The organism is Microbacterium sp. OR16, assembly GCF_047306725.1.
Taxonomy (GTDB): Bacteria; Actinomycetota; Actinomycetes; order Actinomycetales; family Microbacteriaceae; genus Microbacterium.
The window spans coordinates 125319-144091 of sequence record NZ_JAZEXK010000002.1 but is presented as its reverse complement, the minus strand read 5'-3'; the positions used below and the strand labels follow the sequence as shown (position 1 = coordinate 144091).

Genomic DNA, 18773 nt, shown 5'->3' with positions numbered 1-18773 from the left:
GCCCGGATCCTCAAAACCGGGCCGTTTCGCTGTGGTCGCGCCTTCGTCAGCTTCTCTGGAAGCTGACGAAGGCGGATGCCCTTGTGCGCTCGGGGACGGCGCTGTCTGGGCGAGCGACGAGTGTGAGTGCTACGGCGAGCATGAGGGTCGCGCTCGACGTCGAGAAGAACGGTGCGAACAATGCATCCCAGAACACCTGGATGGCGAGAAAGACGGTGAGTCCGCCGGCCTGCCGCCGGGCGACGAGTCGCGCGGTGCCGACTCCGACCACGACGAGGAGAGTGAGCAGAAAGGCAGCCCCGAGTGGGCCGAAACGGATCCAGAGGTCTCCGAGCATGGAATGCACCTCGAAGCCGTTGCCGAACATGTACCGCTCGACGTAGCCGTTGTCGGGGTCGTAGTTCAGACGTGCCATACCCGTCTTGGCGGTGAGGAGATCGACGCCATTGGCCAGGGTGCCCGAACCGAGGCCGAACGGGTTGACCGCGATCAACTCGGTCGACGCGCCGATCTCGGGGCGACCTCCGAGCAGCAGCGATCCTGATTGGCTGATCTGCTCCTGAGACCTCACTGCCGCCGCTCGGCCGAACCAGCCGTCGAGAATGAACGCCTGCAGCGCCGAGTAGCCGATGACCCCGATGAAACCGAATACGGCGAGCGTGCGCACGGTGCTCGAGCGTGCGCTGAGCGCAGCACCGACCGCCTGCCAGAGCACCAACGCCGCCGCCAGAAGCAGCATCGAGCCGGCGGAGCGGGAGTCGTTCATCGCCGAGATCACTGCCAACCCGATCAGCGCGGCGACCTCGAGTGCGGGTCTGCCCGTCAGCCTGCAGGCGGCGAGCACGATCACCGTCACGGGCACAGACAGAGAGAATTTCCACACGTTGTCGAAGTCGAGTCCGTGCGTGACGACCCCGACGAGAAGCCCGACGCCGTACCAGAGGGCCATCGTCCACGGACCCAGCAGTGTGCGCGCCCAGACGAGCAGCCCGATGCCCCCGATCACGCCTATCACCGCCAACGAGTTCTGCTGCAGCAGCGACATGCTGGTCGGGTGATTCGCGGCGAAGAAGTCGGTCAGCACGGCGCCACTGACCACCGAAAGTGAGCCGAGCAGCAGCAGAGACATCCCGCCGCGCATGCGCCTCAGCACGACGATCCAAACCGGCAGCAGCAGGATGCTCAGCACGATGCCCGCTGTGAGGCTCTGCTGGATGGTCAGGCGCGATGCGACGATGAGGCAGGCGAGCGCCGCGATGAGCTTCATGCGGCACTCTGCATCGCTGTTGCGCCCAGCAGGCGAGCGCGATGCCGTGCGATGTACACCGCGAAGGGGACGATCTGGAAGACCAGCACTGAGACTGCGTTCGCCAACACGGGGCCTGGGGGGCCCAAAATCGGCGTGATGAGGACCGCCCCGACGACCGTCGATGCGGTCATCAGCAGCACTGGTGCCACCTGGAACCGGATGCCCGCATCGTCCATCAGGAACATGCCGAGCGGATACAGAGCAGCCTGACAGACCACCATGGCGCCGAACGCGAGCACGGTGCCCGGCGAGATCTCGACCGCTCCGTTGGTGATGAAATCGAAGAGCCAGGGCGAGATGAACCAGAGGACAGCGCACGCCAGGGCTGCTCCGGCCGCGAAGGCGGCGGAGAGGGCGTACGGGCCGGTCGTGAGCGTCCCGGCTGCGCGTCTGCGGGCGAACAGCGGCCAGAGAGCGAGCCCGCCTGCGGCGATGACGCCGTTGACGGCGAAGAACACCTGTGCCGCTGCACTGTACTCCGCGACTTCGTGGGTGCCGCCCGACTGCGCGACGACGTATCGCTGCAGCGCGACCGCCAGCGGCGGTGACAGAAGCTGTGCGAGCATGGGCCAACCGACATGCATCACCCTCGCGCCGCGTGCCGTGCGCAGTCGCGGAGCATCGGCGAGGGCGCGGCTCAGCAGCGGAGAGAGCGCGATGAGAGCGCAGACGAAGCCGATGGCGGCGATCACTGCGCCGGAGATCATCGATGACAGCGCGAGGAACGAATGCGCCGACGCCGGCGCCATCGAGAGGATGAGCCAGACCAGCAGCAGGTTCAGCGGCCCCTGGCCGGCTTGGATCAGGATGATCCAGTGGTTGCGGTGCAGCCCGAGCAGAACGCGCTGCCAGATGCCCAGAGGCACAGCCAGGCAGAAGATCGCGAGGGCCGTGAACGCCGCGAGTTCTGCTCCCGGAACGTCCGCGGCGTCGCCGAGCACGGCTCGCCATGTGCCCGTGGCGAAGAGGATCGCGTCGAGCAGCAGCGCGATTCCCGCGAAGCCGATCATGATGCGCCCGACCGTCGTCAGCTGAGCGCGCACACGACTGTCGTGCCGAGCGTCATCGCTCGTTGCGATGCTGTTCACGAGCACGGCTCCGGAGCCGAGATCGGAGAACGAGATCAGCGTGGGCAGCGATGCGATGAGGGTGTAGAGCGCGTAGTACTCGACGCCCGCCTCGCCCAGGATCAGCCGTACGGTGAGCACGCCGCAGATCAGCGACACCACCATCGAGATGACACGGGCACCGAGCGACAGCAGGACGGTCATGTCAGGTCGGTAGCGGTCGGCCGTCCGTTCGCCCGCACGGGCTCATCGTCAGTGCGCTTCGTGTCCGCATCGCCGCCGGTCGCCGAGGGCGTCGGAGCGGATCGCTCCCGCATGGGCCACAGCTTCGGACGCCGCGCGACCTCGGCGGCATAGTACGGGCTGCGCTCGCCGCGCTTGATCGCGTTGAGCACTACGCCGATGACATCCTTGCGCGTCGACTTCAGCGACTGCAGCACGGCTGTGACCTGCTTGCGTCGGGTTCGTCCGGCACGGGCGACCAAGAGCACGCCGTCGGTGAGATCAGCGAGTCGAAGAGCGTCCGAGACGGCCAGCGCCGGCGCGCTGTCAATGATGACGTACTCGTACGACTCCCTCGCCTTCTCGACCACGCCGGCGAGCCGCTGCGACGTGATGAGCTGTCCGGGGTTGGGCGCGGCCGCGCCGCTGGCGATGAGGTCGATGTCGAGCGGCTCGGAACGCTGCACGGCATCCTCGAACGACACATCCCCGACGAGGATCGAGGTGAGGCCCACCGACCCCTCCAGCTGCAGGCGCGTGGCGATCGATGAGCGCCGCAGGTCGGCGTCGATGAGCAGAACCCGATTCCCGGATTCGGCGAGGGATGCGGCCAACCCGATGCTCGTCGAGGACTTGCCCTCGCCAGATGCCGACGACGTGACCATGACGACTCGCAGATCGCGATCGACCGCGACGTACTTCAGGTTCGCTGCCAGGGCTCGGAACGACTCGGCAGTGCGACTGTCGCGGTTGTCGAGCAGAGTCGAGACGACTGTCTTCGCCGAGCGCCAGGCGACGATCTCGCCGATGACAGGCGCGTCTGTGACCGCGGCGATGTCGTCGCGCTCTGCGACGCGCGTCCGCAAGAGGCGGCGCACCAGCGCATACGCGATCCCCAGAGCGATGCCCGTGCCCACGCCGATCAAGGAGATGAGCCGGACGTTGGGGCCGATCGGCGCCTGAGGCATGCGCGCGGGCGCGATGGTCGTCAGCTTCACGGCCGGCGCGTTGTCGGCGTCCTTGGGTGACACCCGGTTCACCGCTTCGATGAGCGACGACGTGATTCCCGCGGCGATGCGCCGAGCCTGCGGCGCGTCGCCGTCAGTGACCGAGATCTCGATGATGACGGTGTTGAGGGTGTTGACCACCGATACGCGATCGGCGAGCCGGGTCGGCGTCTCATCGAGCTCGAGATCGTCGATCACCGGCGACAGCACGAGAGGCGATTCCGCCAGAACCGCATAGGTCTGCACCAGGTTCTGCACGTAGCTCGACCCCTGCACCAGCTCGTTGGTGTTCTCGCCGCGCTGCGGCACGACCATGACCGCAGCGGTAGAGCTGTACTCGGCGGGCAGTGTACGCGCGTAACCGTACGCCACGCCTCCGCCGACGACGGCGAATGCGAGGATCACCAGCCAGTACCGACGCAGAGCGTCGACGTAGTCCTGGATTGTCATATCGTTCTCCCCTTACGACACGAAATGGCGATGACTGTCTTCCCCAGAGACATCGCTACCCCATTCTGTCGGGTCGGGCCGACAATCTCTCTGATTTGTGCAGACTGATCTGTGCGAGGGTCGTGCGCAGAGCGTCACCGTACGCCTGCCGGGAGTGCTTCTCGGTCGCTCTCCTGGCCGCTGCGCTGACTTTCGAGCGCATGTCATCCCACTCGTCGATCAGCCCGTCGATCGCTTCGGCGACGGAGGTGCTGTCGCCGACTGGAACCACTCGAGCGGTGGGGTACTCGGCGACCGCTTCGCGTAGTCCGGTGAGGTCGCTGACGATGACGGGACGGCCGGCGAGCACCGCCTCGACGGCGACGTTGCCGAATGACTCGTCGACACGTGAGGTGACAGCGATCACGTCGGCGGCGATGAGATGCGGCAGCACATCGCTCGCATATCCTCGGCGACGCACGGCGTCCGTCAGATGCAGCGCTCGGATGCGGTCATCCAGTTCGGCGCCGAACCACTCGTACCCGCGGAACACGTCTCCGACGATCTCGAGCCGAGGGCGGTGGCCTCGAGCTCGCAGCAGCGGTATCGCCTCTACGACCACGTCCGGCCCCTTACGCGGCGACAGTCGCCCGATGAACGCGATGCGGATGCGATCGGGGCGTTCGCGCAAAGGCTGCAGTGTGCTCGGGCCCACCACGGGATTGAGGATGACAGTGGTGCGCTTCTGCAGAACCGGGAAGGTGTCGCGCACGACCTGCGCGGTGAACCGGCTGTTGGCGATCACCGACGACGCGGCGAGCAACGGCGTGTACAGCACTGCGCGCATCCACCACGGCGAGGCGCTCTCGGCTTCGTGCACGTGGGCGAGCGCGGGCGTGCGCCGCAGGCGCAGCAGCGTCGTCCACTGCGGGAGGATGACTGTGCTCACGTAGCCGATGTCGGGACGCACCCGCCCGATGAGTCTCCAGGTGGCGACCGCTCCGCGCAGCGTCGAGGCGATCAGCTCGGGCCACTTCCGCGGTGAGAGCAGCTGTTTGCGAAGAACGAACATGGGGACGACGGCGACGCGTGCTCCAGCGTCGGAGAGCGCTGCAGTGAGAGGCCCGTGCTCGGGGAGTGCGACTGTGACGTCGTGCCCGCCGTCGGTCAGAGCCCTTGTGCTCTCGAGCACGACGCGGTCGGCACCGTACATCTCGGCACCGGGATGAGCGATGAGGATTCGCACGCGGACATCGACCCCCTCTGTCACGCGGTCCAGGCTCTCTGATCAGCAGGAATCTGCTCATTCTTGCAGGCTCGTGTGCCCCTCGTGGACGAAGTCGTTCTTCTGTTGCAGATGTGCTTGATTTTGCGCGAATCGCTGGGATGATTGAAGCGTCCTACATGGTTGCATAACCACTGGGGGTAGGAGACCGATGATTGCACGTGTTCTTTTCGTCTGCGCGCAGAACGTCTGCCGCTCGCCGTTGATGGCGGCATCGTTCGCCGCAGCCGTCGGCGCCGGGCGTTCCGACGACGATGACTGGGTGGTGCGCAGCGCCGGCACGCACGCTCACACCGGGCAGTTCGCCTGTCCGGTCGCGGTCGAATTCGCGGAGGGCGCCGCAGGCCATCGCTCGGCGCCGGTCGACATGATGGGGATACTCCTGGCCGATCTCGTGATCGTCGCATCACGAGAGGAACGGTCGTGGATCGCTCAGGAAGTGCCGGAGTCTCGTCAGACGACGTTCACGCTGCGCGAGGCTCTGCTTCTCGACGAGAGGGTACGGCGCCGGGGCGCTGCAGGCGCGGTGTCGGAATACGTGGCGGCACTGAACGCGCATCGCGGCACCATCGACCTCACTGAGCCGAGTCCGTCGCTGTGGCGACGAGAGCCGGAGCACCCGCTGGACATCCGGGACGTCCACGGCGCGAGTCGCCGCGCCCACCGTCGCGTGCTCGCGGATGCGGCCAGGGAGGCTGCGGAATTCGGGCAGCGGATGCGCGAGGCTCTGCTGATCCCGGCGTGATCCGGGGCCGACGATCGCGTCTTCGCGCCAGCACACCTGGCTCACACCAAGACGGGATCCCGCGCATCGCGCTGGATGCTCGCTCCTGCCGCCACGCGTTCGGCGAGCTGCTCGTAGGCGTCGGCGACGTCGTCCCAGCGGAACTCGTGTCGCGCGCGCTCGCGGCCGGCTGCGCTCAGCGCGGCGACTCGAGCAGGGTGTGCTTCGGCCTCGGCGAAGGCCGCCGACACGTCGCGCGTGGTCTCGAAGAACCACCCCTCGTCGTCGAGCACCTCGCGGTTGAACGTGACGTCGTACGCGATCACGGCGGTGCCGGCACCCATCGCGCGCAGCAGCGACGGGTTGGTGCCGCCGACCGAATGGCCGTGCGCATAGGTCATCGCGTCTGCGTAGAGGGTGTCGAGCAGCTCCTGATCGTAGATGCCGCCCAGCATCCGGATGCGAGGATCGGATGCCGCGATCGCTGCGATCCTGCTGGTGTACTCCGCGCTGTAGGGGGCTGAGCCGACGACCAGCAGCGGATGCACGGCGTTGCTGCGGTGGTAGCCCTCGACGATCTCGAGCACGTGGTTCTCGGGCTCGAATCGGGCGACGATGAGGTGGTACGCCCCGGGGGTCACGCCGTACTGCTCCAGTGAGCGGCCGGGCGAGCGATCGAGGATCGGCGCTCCATACCTGATGAGCTCTGTCGCCACGCCGAACTGCTCGGCGTAGTAGTCGGCGATGCCCGGCGCGTCGGCGATCAGCGCGTCGGCGGCGCGCACGCCGAAGCGCTCGGCCCAGCGGTAATAGGCCCGACCGCGCGGGCCCCACTTCGACCTCTTCCATTCGAGCCCGTCCATGTGCAGCGCGACCGGCACTCCTCGTAGCCGCAGCAGGGGCACGAACGGCGAATTGGCGGCGTTGAAGACGAACGCCGCGTCGGGGCGGCGGCGGATCATCAGATGCAGCACAGACAGCCCGGTGTGACTGAGCGTCTCGATCTGCTTCACGGGCAGCGCCGGCAGATGCACGACCTTCATGCCGAGGTGCTCTCTCGCGGCGTTCTTCGAGCCTCGGGTGTATACGACGACCTCGTGGCCGCGTTCGACGAGCCGTCTGCCCACCTCTTCGACGGCCGTCTCGAATCCGCCGTACGCGGCCGGCACTCCGCGAGTGCCGATCATCGCGATCGTCAGAGCCCTGTGCGGCATGAGTCAGTACGCTCCCTTCGGCCTGAGCACGACCTTGGCCGTGCGCCAGATGATCTGCAGGTCGCTCATCACCGACCAGTTCTCGACGTAGCGCAGGTCGAGTCGCACGCTCTCGTCCCACGACAGGTCGCTGCGCCCCGAGACCTGCCAGAGGCCCGTGATGCCGGGATTGATGTAGAGCCGGCGGAACACCTTGCCGTCATAGCCGGTGACCTCGCTGGGCAGCGGTGGGCGCGGTCCGACGACGCTCATGTCGCCGGTGAGCACGTTCCAGAACTGCGGCAGCTCGTCGAGCGACAGCTTGCGCAGCACCCGGCCGACGCGGGTGACGCGTGGGTCTTCCTTCATCTTGAACAGCAGTCCCGAGCCTTCGTTCTGCTCGCGCAGCGCGGCGAGCTGCTGCTCGGCATCGGTGCGCATCGAGCGGAACTTCGCCATCGTGAACAGCCGCCCGTCGCGCCCGACCCGTTCCTGGAAGAAGAACACGGGGCCGGGGGAGTCGAGCTTGATCAGCAGCGCGAGAACGGGATAGGCCAGGGCGATCGGGATGAGCGCGCAGCAGGCGACCACGATGTCGAGTGCGCGCTTGAGCAGGTGCTGCCCGCCGGAGTAGGTCGGGATCTGCAGGCGGATGAGAGGCAGCCCGTCGAGGGCCTCGAACGACAGGCGGGGCCCTGCGACGTCGGCGAGCCTGCTCGAGAGCACCAGCTCGGCGGCGGTTCCCTCGAGCTGCCAGCTGAGTCTCTTCACGAACTCGGCGTCGCCGCGCGGGCGGCTGGCCACCACCACCGTGTCGGCGCCGAGCTCTCGAGCGGTGGCGCCCACCGAGTTCACGCCGCCCAGCACGGGGTACGCGCCGTCGCCGACGACGATCTCGTGCGCGTCGCCGTCGAGCAGCGTCACGCCCACGACGCGCAGGCCGGCGGAGTTCGGACCGCTGAGATTGGCGATCACGTACTCGACGTCGTCGCGATGGCCGACGACCAGCGTGCGAGAGGAGAACACTCCCTGCGCGCGCTGCGCCATCAGCCACCGACGCCACGACCACCGACTCAGCACCAGCAGCCCCAGCCCTGAGGGGAGGGCGACGAGCAGGAGCAGCTGCATTCCATGCAGGCTCATGAGCGCGTCGCCAATGGCCAGAGCGCCGAATGCCGAGCCGGTGGCGCGCGCGACGCCCCGGTACTCCACCGCACTCGGGCGGAAGAGGGCGGCGTCGCGTGTGTGGGTGCCCCCGAGCATCGCCAACCACACAATGCTCAGGAGGGAGGCCCGAGCGGCGGAGTCGAGCAGGCTGGCACCCAGCTGGATCTGGATGCTGACGGTCAGCCCTACGGTGAGAGCGATCGTGCTTGCATCCGTGAGATGGAGGAGCAGGCGGTAGTGCCGTTCCCAACGGCGCCGCTGCTCGAGAGTGGATGTGGCGCGCGGTGCCACGACGAGGTCGGGCACCGCGCGCAGAGCTCGAGGAGCGGCGACCGCAGGACGATCGATCCCGCTGCCGCTCAACCCCAGAACGTCTTCAACGGAAGTCATTCCGAGGCTCCCCGAGCCGTTTTCATACGCAAACCCCAGTGCGTCATGTCCCCAGACTTTCCCCAGTGCCTGCCGCAGCGACGGCAGGCGTTCTCTCTGGGCCCGTTTCCCGGGCCAGAGATCCGTGACCCCAGATCACGGACCGGATGCCACTCCCCAGCGGCATCCAAGTTTCATGCGACAGTTCGGTCGCGCAGCGTCATCCGCCGGGCGGCCCGCGCGATTCTCCACGGTTCATCGCGACATCACCATGGAATTATGGTTCAGCGTGTCGAGAGCTCGCCGGAGGCTTGTGCTCGAGGTGTGAACCGTATACGGGAAGTAGACGACTTCGACGCCCACCTCGGCGAACTCGCTCTCGAGCGCGATGCCCTTGTCGGTGCCGCGCCAGTCGTCGCCCTTGAAGAAGTGGGTGAAATGCAGCTCGCGCCAGGCATCCATCTTCGTCGGCTGAGTCTCGATGTAGACGTCGTCGACGTAAGAGATGTGCCGCACGATCTCTGCGCGCTCTGCGGTGGGCACGACGGGGTCGATGCCCTTCACCGCGCGCAGCATCTCGTCGCTCACGACACCGGCGATGAGCACATCGCAATGTTCGCGTGCGTGGCGAAGAATGTTCAGGTGCCCGACGTGAAACAGGTCGAAGGCTCCAGCGGCATAGCCGATTCGCGTCCCCATGATCTCCCCAGATCAACTCCCTCAGTACGGATCCCCATCCGCATACGGCTCCCCAGTGGCCGTGGTTGCGACTCTACAGATGGTTACGCGCGTAACGCAAGCAGACCGCCCAAGAAAGTTGCGCGTGTCGCCGAGATCCGAGTCAGGATGCGCTGCCGAACCCGTTCGGGTTCCCGGCCCGACTGCAGCCTCGCGTGCAGCCGTCGTCCGGATGCCATGACGAACCTATGAAGGGGATCATTCTTTCTGGGGGATCGGGCACGCGGCTTCATCCGGTCACGTTGGGTGTGTCGAAGCAGCTGGTGCCGGTGTACTACAAACCGATGGTCTACTACCCGCTGTCGACGCTGATGCTCGCGGGCATCGATGTCATCCTGATCATCACCACGCCGCACGACGCCGCGCACTTCGAACGCCTGCGCGGTGTGCACCACAGAACTCGACCCCTCGAAGGCGATCTTCGTGCCTCGCGGCGTCGGCAACGCCTACCAGACGCTCGAACTCGACACCGCCTACTTGTATCTGACCAACCCAGCCGAGTGATCAACCCAGCCGAGTGATCAACCCGGAGAGTGATCAACCCGGAGAGTGATCACCCCGGAGAGTGATCACCCCGGCAGGTTGATCACCCCGGCAGGCGCCCAAGAAAGTCGCGCGCCTCGCCGAGGCCGCGTTAGGATGCGCTGTCGAACCCGTTCGGGTTCTTCACCTGCCACGCCCACGAGTCGCGGCAGGCGTCGGCCAGCGAGCGCGTGGTGCGCCAGTCGAGCTGCTCGTTGGCCTTGGCCGGATCGGCGATGGTGGTGGCGAGGTCTCCCGCACGCGGTGCGACGATCTCGTAGGGGATCTCGCGTCCACTCGCCTCGCCGTACGCGCGCACGACCTCGATCACGCTCGATCCCTCGCCCGAGCCCAGGTTGTACGCCTCGACGCCGGGGGAGAGGTGCTCGAGCGCCGCGACGTGGCCCTCGGCGAGATCCATCACGTGGATGTAGTCGCGCACGCCGGTGCCGTCGACGGTGGGGTACTGATCGCCGAACACCGCGAGCTTCTCGCGGCGGCCTACCGCGACCTGCGCGACGAACGGCATGAGGTTGTTCGGGATGCCGGACGGGTCTTCACCGATCTCGCCCGACGGGTGCGCCCCGACCGGGTTGAAGTAGCGCAGCAGCACGGCTTCGAGTTCGGGCCAGGCGACCTGCACGTCGGCGATGATCTGCTCGATGAACGCCTTCGTGCGGCCGTACGGGTTGGTGATCCCGAGCCCGACCGGCTGCGTCTCGTCGAGGCGCTCGACACCAGCATCCGGAGTGCCGTAGACCGTCGCCGACGAGCTGAACACGAGCCTGCGCACGTCTTTCTCTCGCATGATGTCGAGCAGGTTGAGAGTGGAGTTCAGGTTGGTGCGGAAGTAGCGCGACGGCTGCGCCACCGACTCGCCGACGGCCTTCAGACCGGCGAAGTGGATGACGGCGTCGAAGTCGACATCGCGAAGCGCGGCCTCGGCCGTGGCGCGGTCGGCGAGGTCCGCCTCGATCACCTGCAGCGTCTTGCCGGTGAGCCGCTCGACTCGTCGCAGCGACTCGGGGCTGCTGTTCGAGAAGTCGTCGATGACGACGACGTCGGCACCGCGCTCCAGCAGCACCAGGGCGACGTGGGATCCGATGTAGCCGGCACCGCCGGTGAGAAGAATGCGCACCTCTCGAGCCTATCGACCGTCGGCGGGTTCGACCGACTACGCTCAGGCTGGGATGCGGGGACTCATCCTGGGGAAGCTGGGGACAGGGGAGATCATCGACGATTCGGACGAGCGTCGATCGCGCGCGGGCATGTGGTCGGCAGCGGTCGGTCTGACGCTGTACTGCGCTCTCATGCTGCTGGTCGTCTTCTGGCCAGTGCCGGTTGATTCCGGTGCTCAGGCGCGAGCGGTGGTGCGGTGGATCATTCGCGCGGTGCCCGAGCTGACGTACACCCGCCTGGAGTTCCTGACCAACATCGCGATGTTCGTGCCGTTCGGCGTGGGTCTCGCGGTGCTGATCCGTCGGCCGGGGCCCTGGGTCGTGCTGCCGCTGGCGCTGCTCTCCGCGGTCTCGATCGAGCTCGTGCAGGCGCTGCTGCTGCCCGCGCGCACAGCCAGCTCATCCGACGTCGCGGCGAACGTCATCGGGGCGACGGCGGGCGTGGTGCTGGTGGTCCTCTGGCGGTCGGTGGGCGCGCGTCTGCGTGCTGGCGACGGCCGCGCGTGCTCAGCTGACAGCGGCCCGCACGAACCGTTCGACCTCGGCGAGCGCGGGGCCGAGCTGGGCCGTCGCTTCGTCGTACACCTCCTGCGGCCGACGGTACGGGTCGACCACGTCGTCGTCCGCAGACTGCGCGGCGCCGTGCGCTCGATTCGCCGTCAGGGCAGCCAGAGCGCCCGAGATGCGTGCGCGGCCCCCGCCGGGCACTGCGGCGGCTGCCGCGCGGATCTCGTCATCGCTCAGGGCTGAGGCGAGTTGCGCGAACTCGCGCACAGTGAAGGTGCTGCGCACCCTGCCCGGCATCAGCGACACGGCATGCGAACGGTGCCGGCGGGTCATGGTCAGCACGAGGTCGGCGTCGCGCAGCATGGGCTCGGTGAGAAAGCGGGCGGTGTGCGCTGCGGCATCCGCCGGCCGAGCCCCGGCGCCGATCGCGAGGTCGGCGGCCTCCGGCGTCATCGAGTGCCCGACGAGGGCGTGCGTGCCGGCGCTGTGCACGCCGACGCCCAGGGCATCCAATCGCGCACGCAGGATCACCTCGGCCATCGGCGAGCGGCAGATGTTGCCCGTGCAGACGAACAGAAGAGAGGCCGGGCCGTCGTCGGGGACCGCGACGGGGTCGGTGCCGAGCAGGCGTCTTTCGCGCCGTTCTCGGCGGCTCATACCCTCAGCGAAACCGGCAGTCACGCCCTCAGCCTAAGCGCCTTCGGTCTGAGCGGCCGCGCTCAGCGCCCGCACTGCGCCACGACGGAGGTGTCGCCGAAGGCTGGCGTCAGCTCGGCGATCACCTCATCGGGGTTGGCGTTGGGCAGCGAGACGACCATCGTCGCCGTGGTCGACTCGCCGGGTGCCAGATCTGTGCCGAAGCTGAGCACGCGGTGGTCGCGGTCACGCCCGCCGCCGAACTGCAGCTCGCCCGAGAGGCCGGCATCGAGCAGGTTCGACCCGGCGGGCAGATACACGAACGTCACCACACGCAGTGTCGCGGCTGGCACGCCGTAGCTGCCGCCCACGATCGAGGGGGGCAGGCTGGTCGCGGCATCGGCGGGTGCGGTGTTGGTCAGCGTCAGCGTCAGCTTCGCCTCGGATGTCACCTGCTCGGGGCCGCACCGGTTCCACGACAGCTGCGTGTCGACGTCGAGGTAGTAGCCGAGCTTCGAGCCCGTGCCGTCGTTGAGGTAGACGCCGAACCGCGCGGCTTCGTCGTCGGTGACGGGCAGGTGGCCCGAGAGGGTGGTGTCGGCGAGGATCCGCTGTTCGTCTTCATGCGAGCTCCACAGCAGCAGGCGCCGGTCGTCGGCGGCGTGCGCCAGAGCCGCGAGCACCTTGCCCGGATCGGCGCGACCCGACATCAGCGTGTCGAGCACCGTGCTCGCCGTCTGCGCGAACACGACGTTCTGCATCTCGGGGTCGGGGTACTCGAGGTAGACGCCGTTGAGCAGGAAGTCGACGGCGGTGTCGGCGGTGAGCGTCTGCCCGGTGGGCAGCTGGATCGGGCCGGTGGCGTCGAGCAGGTACGACAGCGCGATCGGGTCGAGCGAGACGACGCCGTCGGCGTCGGTGCCGTGCTCGCGCTGCCACATCTCGCGCGCGAGGGGAGCTGCGAGGGTGAAGTCGGGCAGCACGGTGGTTCCCGAGAAGTACACGGCGGGGCGCTCGCCGTACAGCGCACGAAGCTCGGGGTCGAGCTCGAGCACCGGAGCGTCGAACCGCGGCATCGAGGCCGTGCCCTGCTCGAGCAGCTGCACCCTGCCGTTCTCTGCGCTCAGCACCGCGGTCGCGCCCGGCATGCCGCCCAGCGAGCGCAGCTCGGACGGGTTCTGGAACAGCAGCAGCCAGGTGCGCTTCTCGTCTGCGCCGAGCATCGTGGGCAGCAGCTCGGCCGTGCGGTGCAGGGCGTCGGCGGCGCCGGCGGCGGTGTCGACCTGAACCCGGGCGGCCTCGACCACCTCGCGCAGCGGGCGCAACAGGGGAGTGGTGTCGATCGCGTTCAGCGAGTCGGAGGCGGATGCCATGGCGCGCGCTGCCTGTTCGGCGGCATCGCGCACGCCGACGAACACGGAGAGATCGATGCCGCCGTCCTGAAAGCGGAAGGCGTCGAGATCGACCGTCGAGAGCACATCGGCCAGCGGCGTCAGCGCGTCGGTGCTGACGTCGTCGAGCGTGGCGGCGATGGTCGACACGGCCGCGAGCTGCGGCCCGACCCACGGCAGCTGCGATCCCAGCCACCAGACCGGGTCGCTGGTCAGCGCCCGGGCAGCCTGCGCATCGCTGCGGATCTGGCGGATGCTGACCGCTGCCGCCTCGGGGTCGTCGATCACCTCTGCGGTGCGCTCGACCTGTGCGCTGGCCGCCTGAAGATGCCGTTCGGCGGCGATGCCGCGGAAGACGATCCACAGCGATGCGGCGATCGCCGCGATGAGGATCACGCCGACGATCCACGCCACGGTGGTTCCGATCCGCCTCTGCGTCGACTGCGGGAGGCTCATGGCGTTCTCACCTCGATGATGTCATCTGCAGCCCAGACGACGATGTCGTCGCCACGCGGGGCGATGGCCACGGGAAGAGAGCTGTCGACGCCGGGGGCGCAGCCTGCCGCGCTGCTCGCGTCGCCCGACACGCGCGTGACCGCGAGCCCCGCGCACTCGGGCGAGCGGTGACCGATCAGGATGTCGGTGTCGTCGACCGCCACGGCGACCGCGTCGGCAGGGGCGAGGGGCTGCCACTGGTCGCCTGTGCGCGACCACGCTCGGCCGTCGCAGATCAGTGCGACGACCTCTCCGCGTGCGCGCAGGCCCGACGCCGCCGCGCACGGGGCGGCGACGTCGCCTGTGCGCGTGTGCACGACATCGGCGGCGCCCGGCGTGATGTAGCGCGAGCGCGCGAGGGAGTCGGGTCGCGGCGCCCACGCCTCGCCGGCGGTGAAGGTGCGCAGGGCGACGGGCGTGCAGGCGGTGTCGACGCCGGCGACGAACTCCGCGCCGTCGGCGTAGGCGTCGAGCGACACGATCTCGCCGATGGCCTGCCCGCGCGGCGCGATGCCGACCCACTCGCCCCGGCCGTCGAGGCGCTGCAGCACGGGCGCTGCGCCCTCGCACGATCCGGCCGTCGCGCGCCACGCGCTCGCTCCGGAGAACGAGAGGAATCGCTCCTCGGCCCGCGGCGCGGCGGCTGGGGTCGTCGGCGTGGGGGTCGTGCTGGGGCTGGGCGACGATGTCTCGCTCGGTGCGGGCACGGGCATCCGCTCGTCGGCGGCAGCGACGCGCGCGGTGCGCGTGTGCGACAGGGCGAGCGTGCTGAGCGCCACCACGGCGACGCTCAGCACCACGATGGCGGCGATGCCGACGGCCCTGCGGCCCGTGCGGGTCGAGCGCATCGGATCTCAGTCCTGGTTCTCAGCGGCGGCGGCGCGACGCCGGCGTCGGCGGGGCTGCTCATCCGGTTCCTCGCCGTAGCGCTGTTCGCCGTATCCGTACCCGTATCCGTAGGTCGCAGCATCCACCCCCCGGGTGGGCACCTTGGTGATCACGATGCCGGCCTGATCGGCGTTGACGTTCTCGAGCGCGGTCATGGCCGCGGCCAGCTGCTGCTTGGTCGTCTCGCCGGCGGCGACGATCGTGATCATGCGACCGGTGATGCGCGACAGCACCGCCGCGTCGGTGACGGGAAGCAGGGGCGGGGAGTCGCAGATGACGACGTCGAAGTCGCGCTCGAGCACCTCCATCAGCTGCCGCATGTGCTGCGAGCCGAGCAGTTCGCTGGGGTTCGGGGGAATGCGGCCGGCGGGCAGGATGAACAGGCTGCGATCGCCCCAGGGCAGCATCACGTCTCCGAGGCGCACGCTGCCGATCAGCACATCAGAGAGCCCGATCGCGCCGTCGATTCTGCAGTACTCCGCGACCTTGGGCTTGCGCAGGTCGGCGTCGAGCAGGGCGACCCGCTTGCCCGCGTCGGCCAGGGCGATCGCGAGGTTCACCGCCGTGCTCGTCTTGCCCTCCGCCGGCATCGACGACGTCACGGTGAAGCTGCTCTTGTCGTCGAAGTCGACGAACTGCAGGTTGGTGCGCAGCGAGCGGAACGCCTCGGCCCGGGGGCTCAGCGGGTCGACGTCGATGATGAGCGGACGCTGCTTCCACTTGGCGTCAAAGGGGATCGCGCCGAGCACGGGCGTGTCGGTGATGAGCTGCACATCGCGCTTGGTGCGCACCCGCGTGTCGAGCACCGTCAGCAGCATCGCGATGCCGATTCCGGCTGCGAGGCCGAGCAGAAGACCGAGCGCGAGGTTGAGGGTGACGTTGGGGCTGGATGCCTGTGACGGCGGCAGTGCGTTCTGCACGCGCTCCAGGCGCACGGGACTCGTCGACTGGCCCTCGAGCGTGTCGAGGCTCTCGACCGTGGTGGTGAGGCTCGCGGCGATCGCGTTCGAGATCTCGGCGGCCTGAGCGGGGTCGGGATCGGTGACGGTGATCGTGATGAGGTTGGTGCCGGTCTTCGCTGTGGCCGAGACCTGCTTCGCCTGCGCCGCCGCGGTGGTGTCGATGTTCAGCTCGGTGATCACCGGGTCGATCACGACCGGGGTGGTGGCGAGGGCTGCGTAGGTGGCGACCCTGGCCTGCGTGAACGTCTGGCCCTGCTGCAGCTCGGCCACCGACTCCCCGCTCTGGGTCGACACGTACACCGTGCTCGATGCGGTGTACAGCGGCGTGCGGGTCAGAGACCAGACAGCGGCCGCCCCGACGCCGATGAGGGTGGTGATGACGATCAGTACGGCGTATTTCCGCAAGACGTGCAGATAGTCGCGCAGTTCCATGGGCTCCCTGTCGATGTTCCGGTCAATCCTGCCACAGTGGCCGCCGCCGCCCCCGGGATAGCCTGGCTGCGTGACAGACGCACCTGCAGCAGCAGTCAGATCTTCCGCGACCAGGCGGCGCCGCGACTGGCGAGACGGCGGACGCACGGTCAAGCCGTGGGACGAACCGGTTCTCGCGATCTCACTGGTGACGCTGGGGCTCAGCCTGCTGCTCGCCGCCGTCATCCGCGGGCTCAGCCCGGCACCCTCGGCATGGATCGTCGCCGATCTCGTCGTGCTGCTGGGGCTGGTGGTCGCCAGCGTGCTGGCGTTCATGAAGGCGAGGCCGCGCCCGCTGCTGACCCTGCGCCCGGTGGATCTCGTCTTCGGGCTCGCGGCGGGCCTGCTGCTGCGCGTGATGCAGGGCGCGCTCGCGGTGGCCGCCGGGGGCGACGGGGCGTTTCCCAGCTACGCCCCGCTGGTCGAGAGCACGGGAACGGCGTGGTCGGCTGTGGCGGTGCTGGCCCAGGTCATTGTCGCGCCCACGGTAGAAGAGGTGTTCCTTCGCGGGGTGCTGCTGGTCACCGCCTATTCGGTCGCGCGACGCGTGGGCGGCCGAGCCGCAGCAGTCTGGGCGGCGCTTGCCATCAGCGTGCTCGGTTCGATCGCGGTGCACTCGTGGAACTCGGGAGTGTCGTGGGAGGCCTGGGCGACCCCGCTGGCTGTCGGGCTCGTGACCGGCATGATGGTGCTGCTGACCGGACGGCTCGGTGCCGCCGTCGTCGCGCACGTCACGTTCGCCCTGTCGTTCGCCGCCCTCGCGCTGATCGGGGCTGTGGTCGGCTGAACCACCGCAGACTATGACACCGCAGTCGCATAAGAGCCGGTTCTGTGGCAGACTGCAAGCGAACCGGGGGGATTTGCGATACGTCGCCGTCTCAATCGAAGATGTTCGCCCCACATCGAGACTAGGGATGACTATGAAGAAGACACTCACGAGTATCGCACTCGCCGGACTGCTCGTCGTCGGCGGCTCCACCGGCGCCTTCGCTGCGACCTACCCGGTCGACGAGCCCGACATCACCGTGAGCGACACCACTCCCACGGCCGGCCAGCCCGTCACGATTCGCGTGACCGTTCCCGACGGCATCGACGCGGTGACCTTCACGATCAACGGCGCCCCGGCGGGCTCGACCCTCGCCTCGGCCGTGTTCGCCGCGGCCAGCACGGTCAACCTCTCGGTCGACAAGACCGTCACGAACAACACCGCCTCCGCCGTCTTCACCCCGTCGGCCCCCGGCACCTACACCGCGGTGGTCACCGCAGATGGCATGGAGCCGATCTCGGTGCAGATCGTCGTCGCGGCAGCCGCCGGCGGATCCGGCGCTGCAGGCGGCAGCTCCGACCCTCTCGCCACCACGGGTAGCGATGTTCCCGCCGGCATCATCTGGGCCGGTGTCGGGGCCCTCGGTCTCGGCGGAGCCGTCATCGCCGCATCAGCCGTGCGCCGTCGCGCCAACAGCAACAGCTGAGACAGGATCACTTCCTGAACCACGAGACACCGATCGGCCCGGATCATCCCCCGGGGCGATCGGTGTCTTCTGTGCGTTCTCGGGGCGTCTACGAACGACCGTGGCTCGCTGTCGGGCTGGCTCTCGCGGCTGTCGTCGTCAGCTCGATTCTGACGGGGGCGGCATCGGCGACGACACTCGACGGCGTGGCGAAGACCGGGCTGATCGCCCTGGCGGCGACAGGCCCGCTTCTGCTGGCCGCGATCGTCGTGCCATGGGTGACCACGTCTGCACAGCTGAGCACCGCGGTCGGACTGCACCGCTTCTCTGGCCTCGACCTGCTGCTCGGCCTGAGCGCAGGCATCGTTCTGCGTGCTGTGGCAGAGCTCAACACGCCCACGAGCGGTGGCTGGTCGATCGGCCGCGCGGGGGCGGGGGTGCTGCTCTCGCTCGTCATCGCCGTGGCGGTGTCGCCATTCGTCGAAGAGCTGTTCTTTCGCGGCGTGCTGCAGCGGGCGCTCGGTGACGCGCTGCGGCCGTCGGGCCCCGCGGTCGCCGCGTCGATATCGGTGGTGTCGAGCTCTGCCGTCTTCGCCGCGTTGCACTCAACGACCGGAGCCTCGGTCGCAGCGCTTTCGACGCTGCTCTTGGTGGGGTTCGGCTGCGGGGCGCTGGTCGCGATGACCGGTCGGCTGGCTGCGGCGGTGATCGCGCACCACGTGTACAACCTCATCGGCGTCGGGCTGCTGCTGCTGTGATCGG

General features: G+C 68.4%; 16 protein-coding genes and 3 pseudogenes. 7 read left to right on the top strand and 12 right to left on the bottom strand.

The window, feature by feature from the left end; all coding sequences use genetic code 11:
* Positions 1-46: 46 nt before the first annotated feature.
* The 4 genes from V2S05_RS11290 to V2S05_RS11275 are packed head-to-tail and all read right to left on the bottom strand — an operon-like array spanning position 47 to position 5304.
* Complete coding sequence (locus V2S05_RS11290; protein WP_413635422.1) at positions 47-1267, bottom strand: hypothetical protein; 1221 nt, start codon at positions 1265-1267, stop codon at positions 47-49.
* Entirely contained in the window at positions 1264-2580 is a 1317-nt protein-coding gene (locus tag V2S05_RS11285; RefSeq protein WP_413635421.1) for a hypothetical protein, read from the bottom strand. The genes V2S05_RS11290 and V2S05_RS11285 overlap by 4 nt, the downstream gene beginning before the upstream one ends.
* A complete protein-coding gene (locus V2S05_RS11280) occupies positions 2577-4055 on the bottom strand; it encodes a polysaccharide biosynthesis tyrosine autokinase (protein ID WP_413635420.1) in 1479 nt (492 codons plus the stop codon). The genes V2S05_RS11285 and V2S05_RS11280 overlap by 4 nt, the downstream gene beginning before the upstream one ends.
* Positions 4056-4110: 55 nt before the next feature.
* A complete protein-coding gene (locus V2S05_RS11275) occupies positions 4111-5304 on the bottom strand; it encodes a glycosyltransferase (RefSeq protein ID WP_413635419.1) in 1194 nt (397 codons plus the stop codon).
* 166 nt (positions 5305-5470) lie between these two features.
* Between V2S05_RS11275 and V2S05_RS11270 the strand changes: the two genes are divergently transcribed.
* Complete coding sequence (locus V2S05_RS11270) at positions 5471-6064, top strand: hypothetical protein (RefSeq protein ID WP_413635417.1); 594 nt, start codon at positions 5471-5473, stop codon at positions 6062-6064.
* A gap of 41 nt (positions 6065-6105) precedes the next feature.
* Here V2S05_RS11270 and V2S05_RS11265 read toward each other — a convergent pair whose 3' ends face one another.
* From V2S05_RS11265 to V2S05_RS11255, 3 genes are all read right to left on the bottom strand, one after another.
* Positions 6106-7257 carry a glycosyltransferase gene (locus V2S05_RS11265; protein WP_413635416.1) on the bottom strand — a complete coding sequence of 384 codons (1152 nt, stop codon included), beginning with the start codon at positions 7255-7257 and terminating at the stop codon, positions 6106-6108.
* Between the two features lie 3 nt (positions 7258-7260).
* Positions 7261-8793: a sugar transferase gene (locus V2S05_RS11260; protein ID WP_413635414.1), complete on the bottom strand. Its 1533-nt coding sequence runs from the start codon at positions 8791-8793 to the stop codon at positions 7261-7263.
* Between the two features lie 234 nt (positions 8794-9027).
* A complete protein-coding gene (locus tag V2S05_RS11255; RefSeq protein ID WP_413635412.1) occupies positions 9028-9471 on the bottom strand; it encodes an adenylyltransferase/cytidyltransferase family protein in 444 nt (147 codons plus the stop codon).
* Between the two features lie 227 nt (positions 9472-9698).
* Between V2S05_RS11255 and V2S05_RS11250 the strand changes: the two are divergent.
* Positions 9699-9896: pseudogene (locus V2S05_RS11250) on the top strand (sugar phosphate nucleotidyltransferase); the annotation flags it as partial.
* Positions 9892-10002, top strand: a pseudogene (locus tag V2S05_RS11245) (dTDP-4-keto-6-deoxy-D-glucose epimerase); the annotation flags it as partial. The pseudogenes V2S05_RS11250 and V2S05_RS11245, both read left to right, overlap by 5 nt.
* Before the next feature lie 142 nt (positions 10003-10144).
* Here V2S05_RS11245 and galE read toward each other — a convergent pair.
* Positions 10145-11170 carry a UDP-glucose 4-epimerase GalE gene (galE, locus tag V2S05_RS11240; RefSeq protein WP_413635410.1) on the bottom strand — a complete coding sequence of 342 codons (1026 nt, stop codon included), beginning with the start codon at positions 11168-11170 and terminating at the stop codon, positions 10145-10147.
* On the opposite strand from galE, the pseudogene V2S05_RS11235 reads away from it, so the two are divergent.
* Positions 11163-11612 (top strand): annotated as a pseudogene (locus V2S05_RS11235) (VanZ family protein); the annotation flags it as partial. The gene galE and the pseudogene V2S05_RS11235 overlap by 8 nt on opposite strands.
* Positions 11613-11717: 105 nt before the next feature.
* Here the strand turns inward: V2S05_RS11235 and V2S05_RS11230 are convergent.
* From V2S05_RS11230 to V2S05_RS11215, 4 genes are read right to left on the bottom strand one after another with little or no spacing between them, the layout of a single operon-like run.
* Positions 11718-12398 (bottom strand): low molecular weight phosphatase family protein, encoded by a 681-nt coding sequence (locus V2S05_RS11230; RefSeq protein WP_413635409.1) that lies wholly within the window; start codon positions 12396-12398, stop codon positions 11718-11720.
* Between the two features lie 38 nt (positions 12399-12436).
* A complete protein-coding gene (locus V2S05_RS11225) occupies positions 12437-14200 on the bottom strand; it encodes a DUF4012 domain-containing protein (RefSeq protein ID WP_413635407.1) in 1764 nt (587 codons plus the stop codon).
* Positions 14197-15087: a hypothetical protein gene (locus tag V2S05_RS11220; protein WP_413635405.1), complete on the bottom strand. Its 891-nt coding sequence runs from the start codon at positions 15085-15087 to the stop codon at positions 14197-14199. Before V2S05_RS11220 ends, V2S05_RS11225 begins: the two co-directional genes overlap by 4 nt.
* A 6-nt stretch (positions 15088-15093) precedes the next feature.
* Positions 15094-16521, bottom strand: coding sequence for a polysaccharide biosynthesis tyrosine autokinase (locus V2S05_RS11215; RefSeq protein ID WP_413635403.1), 1428 nt, complete (start codon positions 16519-16521; stop codon positions 15094-15096).
* Between the two features lie 70 nt (positions 16522-16591).
* Between V2S05_RS11215 and V2S05_RS11210 the strand changes: the two genes are divergently transcribed.
* From V2S05_RS11210 to V2S05_RS11200, 3 genes are all read left to right on the top strand, one after another.
* Positions 16592-17347 (top strand): type II CAAX prenyl endopeptidase Rce1 family protein, encoded by a 756-nt coding sequence (locus tag V2S05_RS11210; protein ID WP_413635401.1) that lies wholly within the window; start codon positions 16592-16594, stop codon positions 17345-17347.
* A 133-nt stretch (positions 17348-17480) separates the two neighbouring features.
* Positions 17481-18032: a hypothetical protein gene (locus V2S05_RS11205; protein ID WP_413635399.1), complete on the top strand. Its 552-nt coding sequence runs from the start codon at positions 17481-17483 to the stop codon at positions 18030-18032.
* Between the two features lie 71 nt (positions 18033-18103).
* On the top strand, positions 18104-18769 hold the full coding sequence (locus V2S05_RS11200; RefSeq protein WP_413635397.1) for a CPBP family intramembrane glutamic endopeptidase: 666 nt from the start codon (positions 18104-18106) through the stop codon (positions 18767-18769).
* The last annotated feature ends 4 nt before the right edge of the window (positions 18770-18773 follow it).

Coding starts and splice junctions, on each gene's coding strand:
- V2S05_RS11290 (WP_413635422.1), bottom strand. CDS start 1,267: ATGAAGCTCATCGCGGCGCTCGCCTGCCTCATCGTCGCATCGCGCCTG.
- V2S05_RS11285 (WP_413635421.1), bottom strand. CDS start 2,580: ATGACCGTCCTGCTGTCGCTCGGTGCCCGTGTCATCTCGATGGTGGTG.
- V2S05_RS11280 (WP_413635420.1), bottom strand. CDS start 4,055: ATGACAATCCAGGACTACGTCGACGCTCTGCGTCGGTACTGGCTGGTG.
- V2S05_RS11270 (WP_413635417.1), top strand. CDS start 5,471: ATGATTGCACGTGTTCTTTTCGTCTGCGCGCAGAACGTCTGCCGCTCG.
- V2S05_RS11265 (WP_413635416.1), bottom strand. CDS start 7,257: ATGCCGCACAGGGCTCTGACGATCGCGATGATCGGCACTCGCGGAGTG.
- V2S05_RS11260 (WP_413635414.1), bottom strand. CDS start 8,793: ATGACTTCCGTTGAAGACGTTCTGGGGTTGAGCGGCAGCGGGATCGAT.
- V2S05_RS11255 (WP_413635412.1), bottom strand. CDS start 9,471: ATGGGGACGCGAATCGGCTATGCCGCTGGAGCCTTCGACCTGTTTCAC.
- V2S05_RS11225 (WP_413635407.1), bottom strand. CDS start 14,200: ATGAGCCTCCCGCAGTCGACGCAGAGGCGGATCGGAACCACCGTGGCG.
- V2S05_RS11220 (WP_413635405.1), bottom strand. CDS start 15,087: ATGCGCTCGACCCGCACGGGCCGCAGGGCCGTCGGCATCGCCGCCATC.
- V2S05_RS11215 (WP_413635403.1), bottom strand. CDS start 16,521: ATGGAACTGCGCGACTATCTGCACGTCTTGCGGAAATACGCCGTACTG.
- V2S05_RS11205 (WP_413635399.1), top strand. CDS start 17,481: ATGAAGAAGACACTCACGAGTATCGCACTCGCCGGACTGCTCGTCGTC.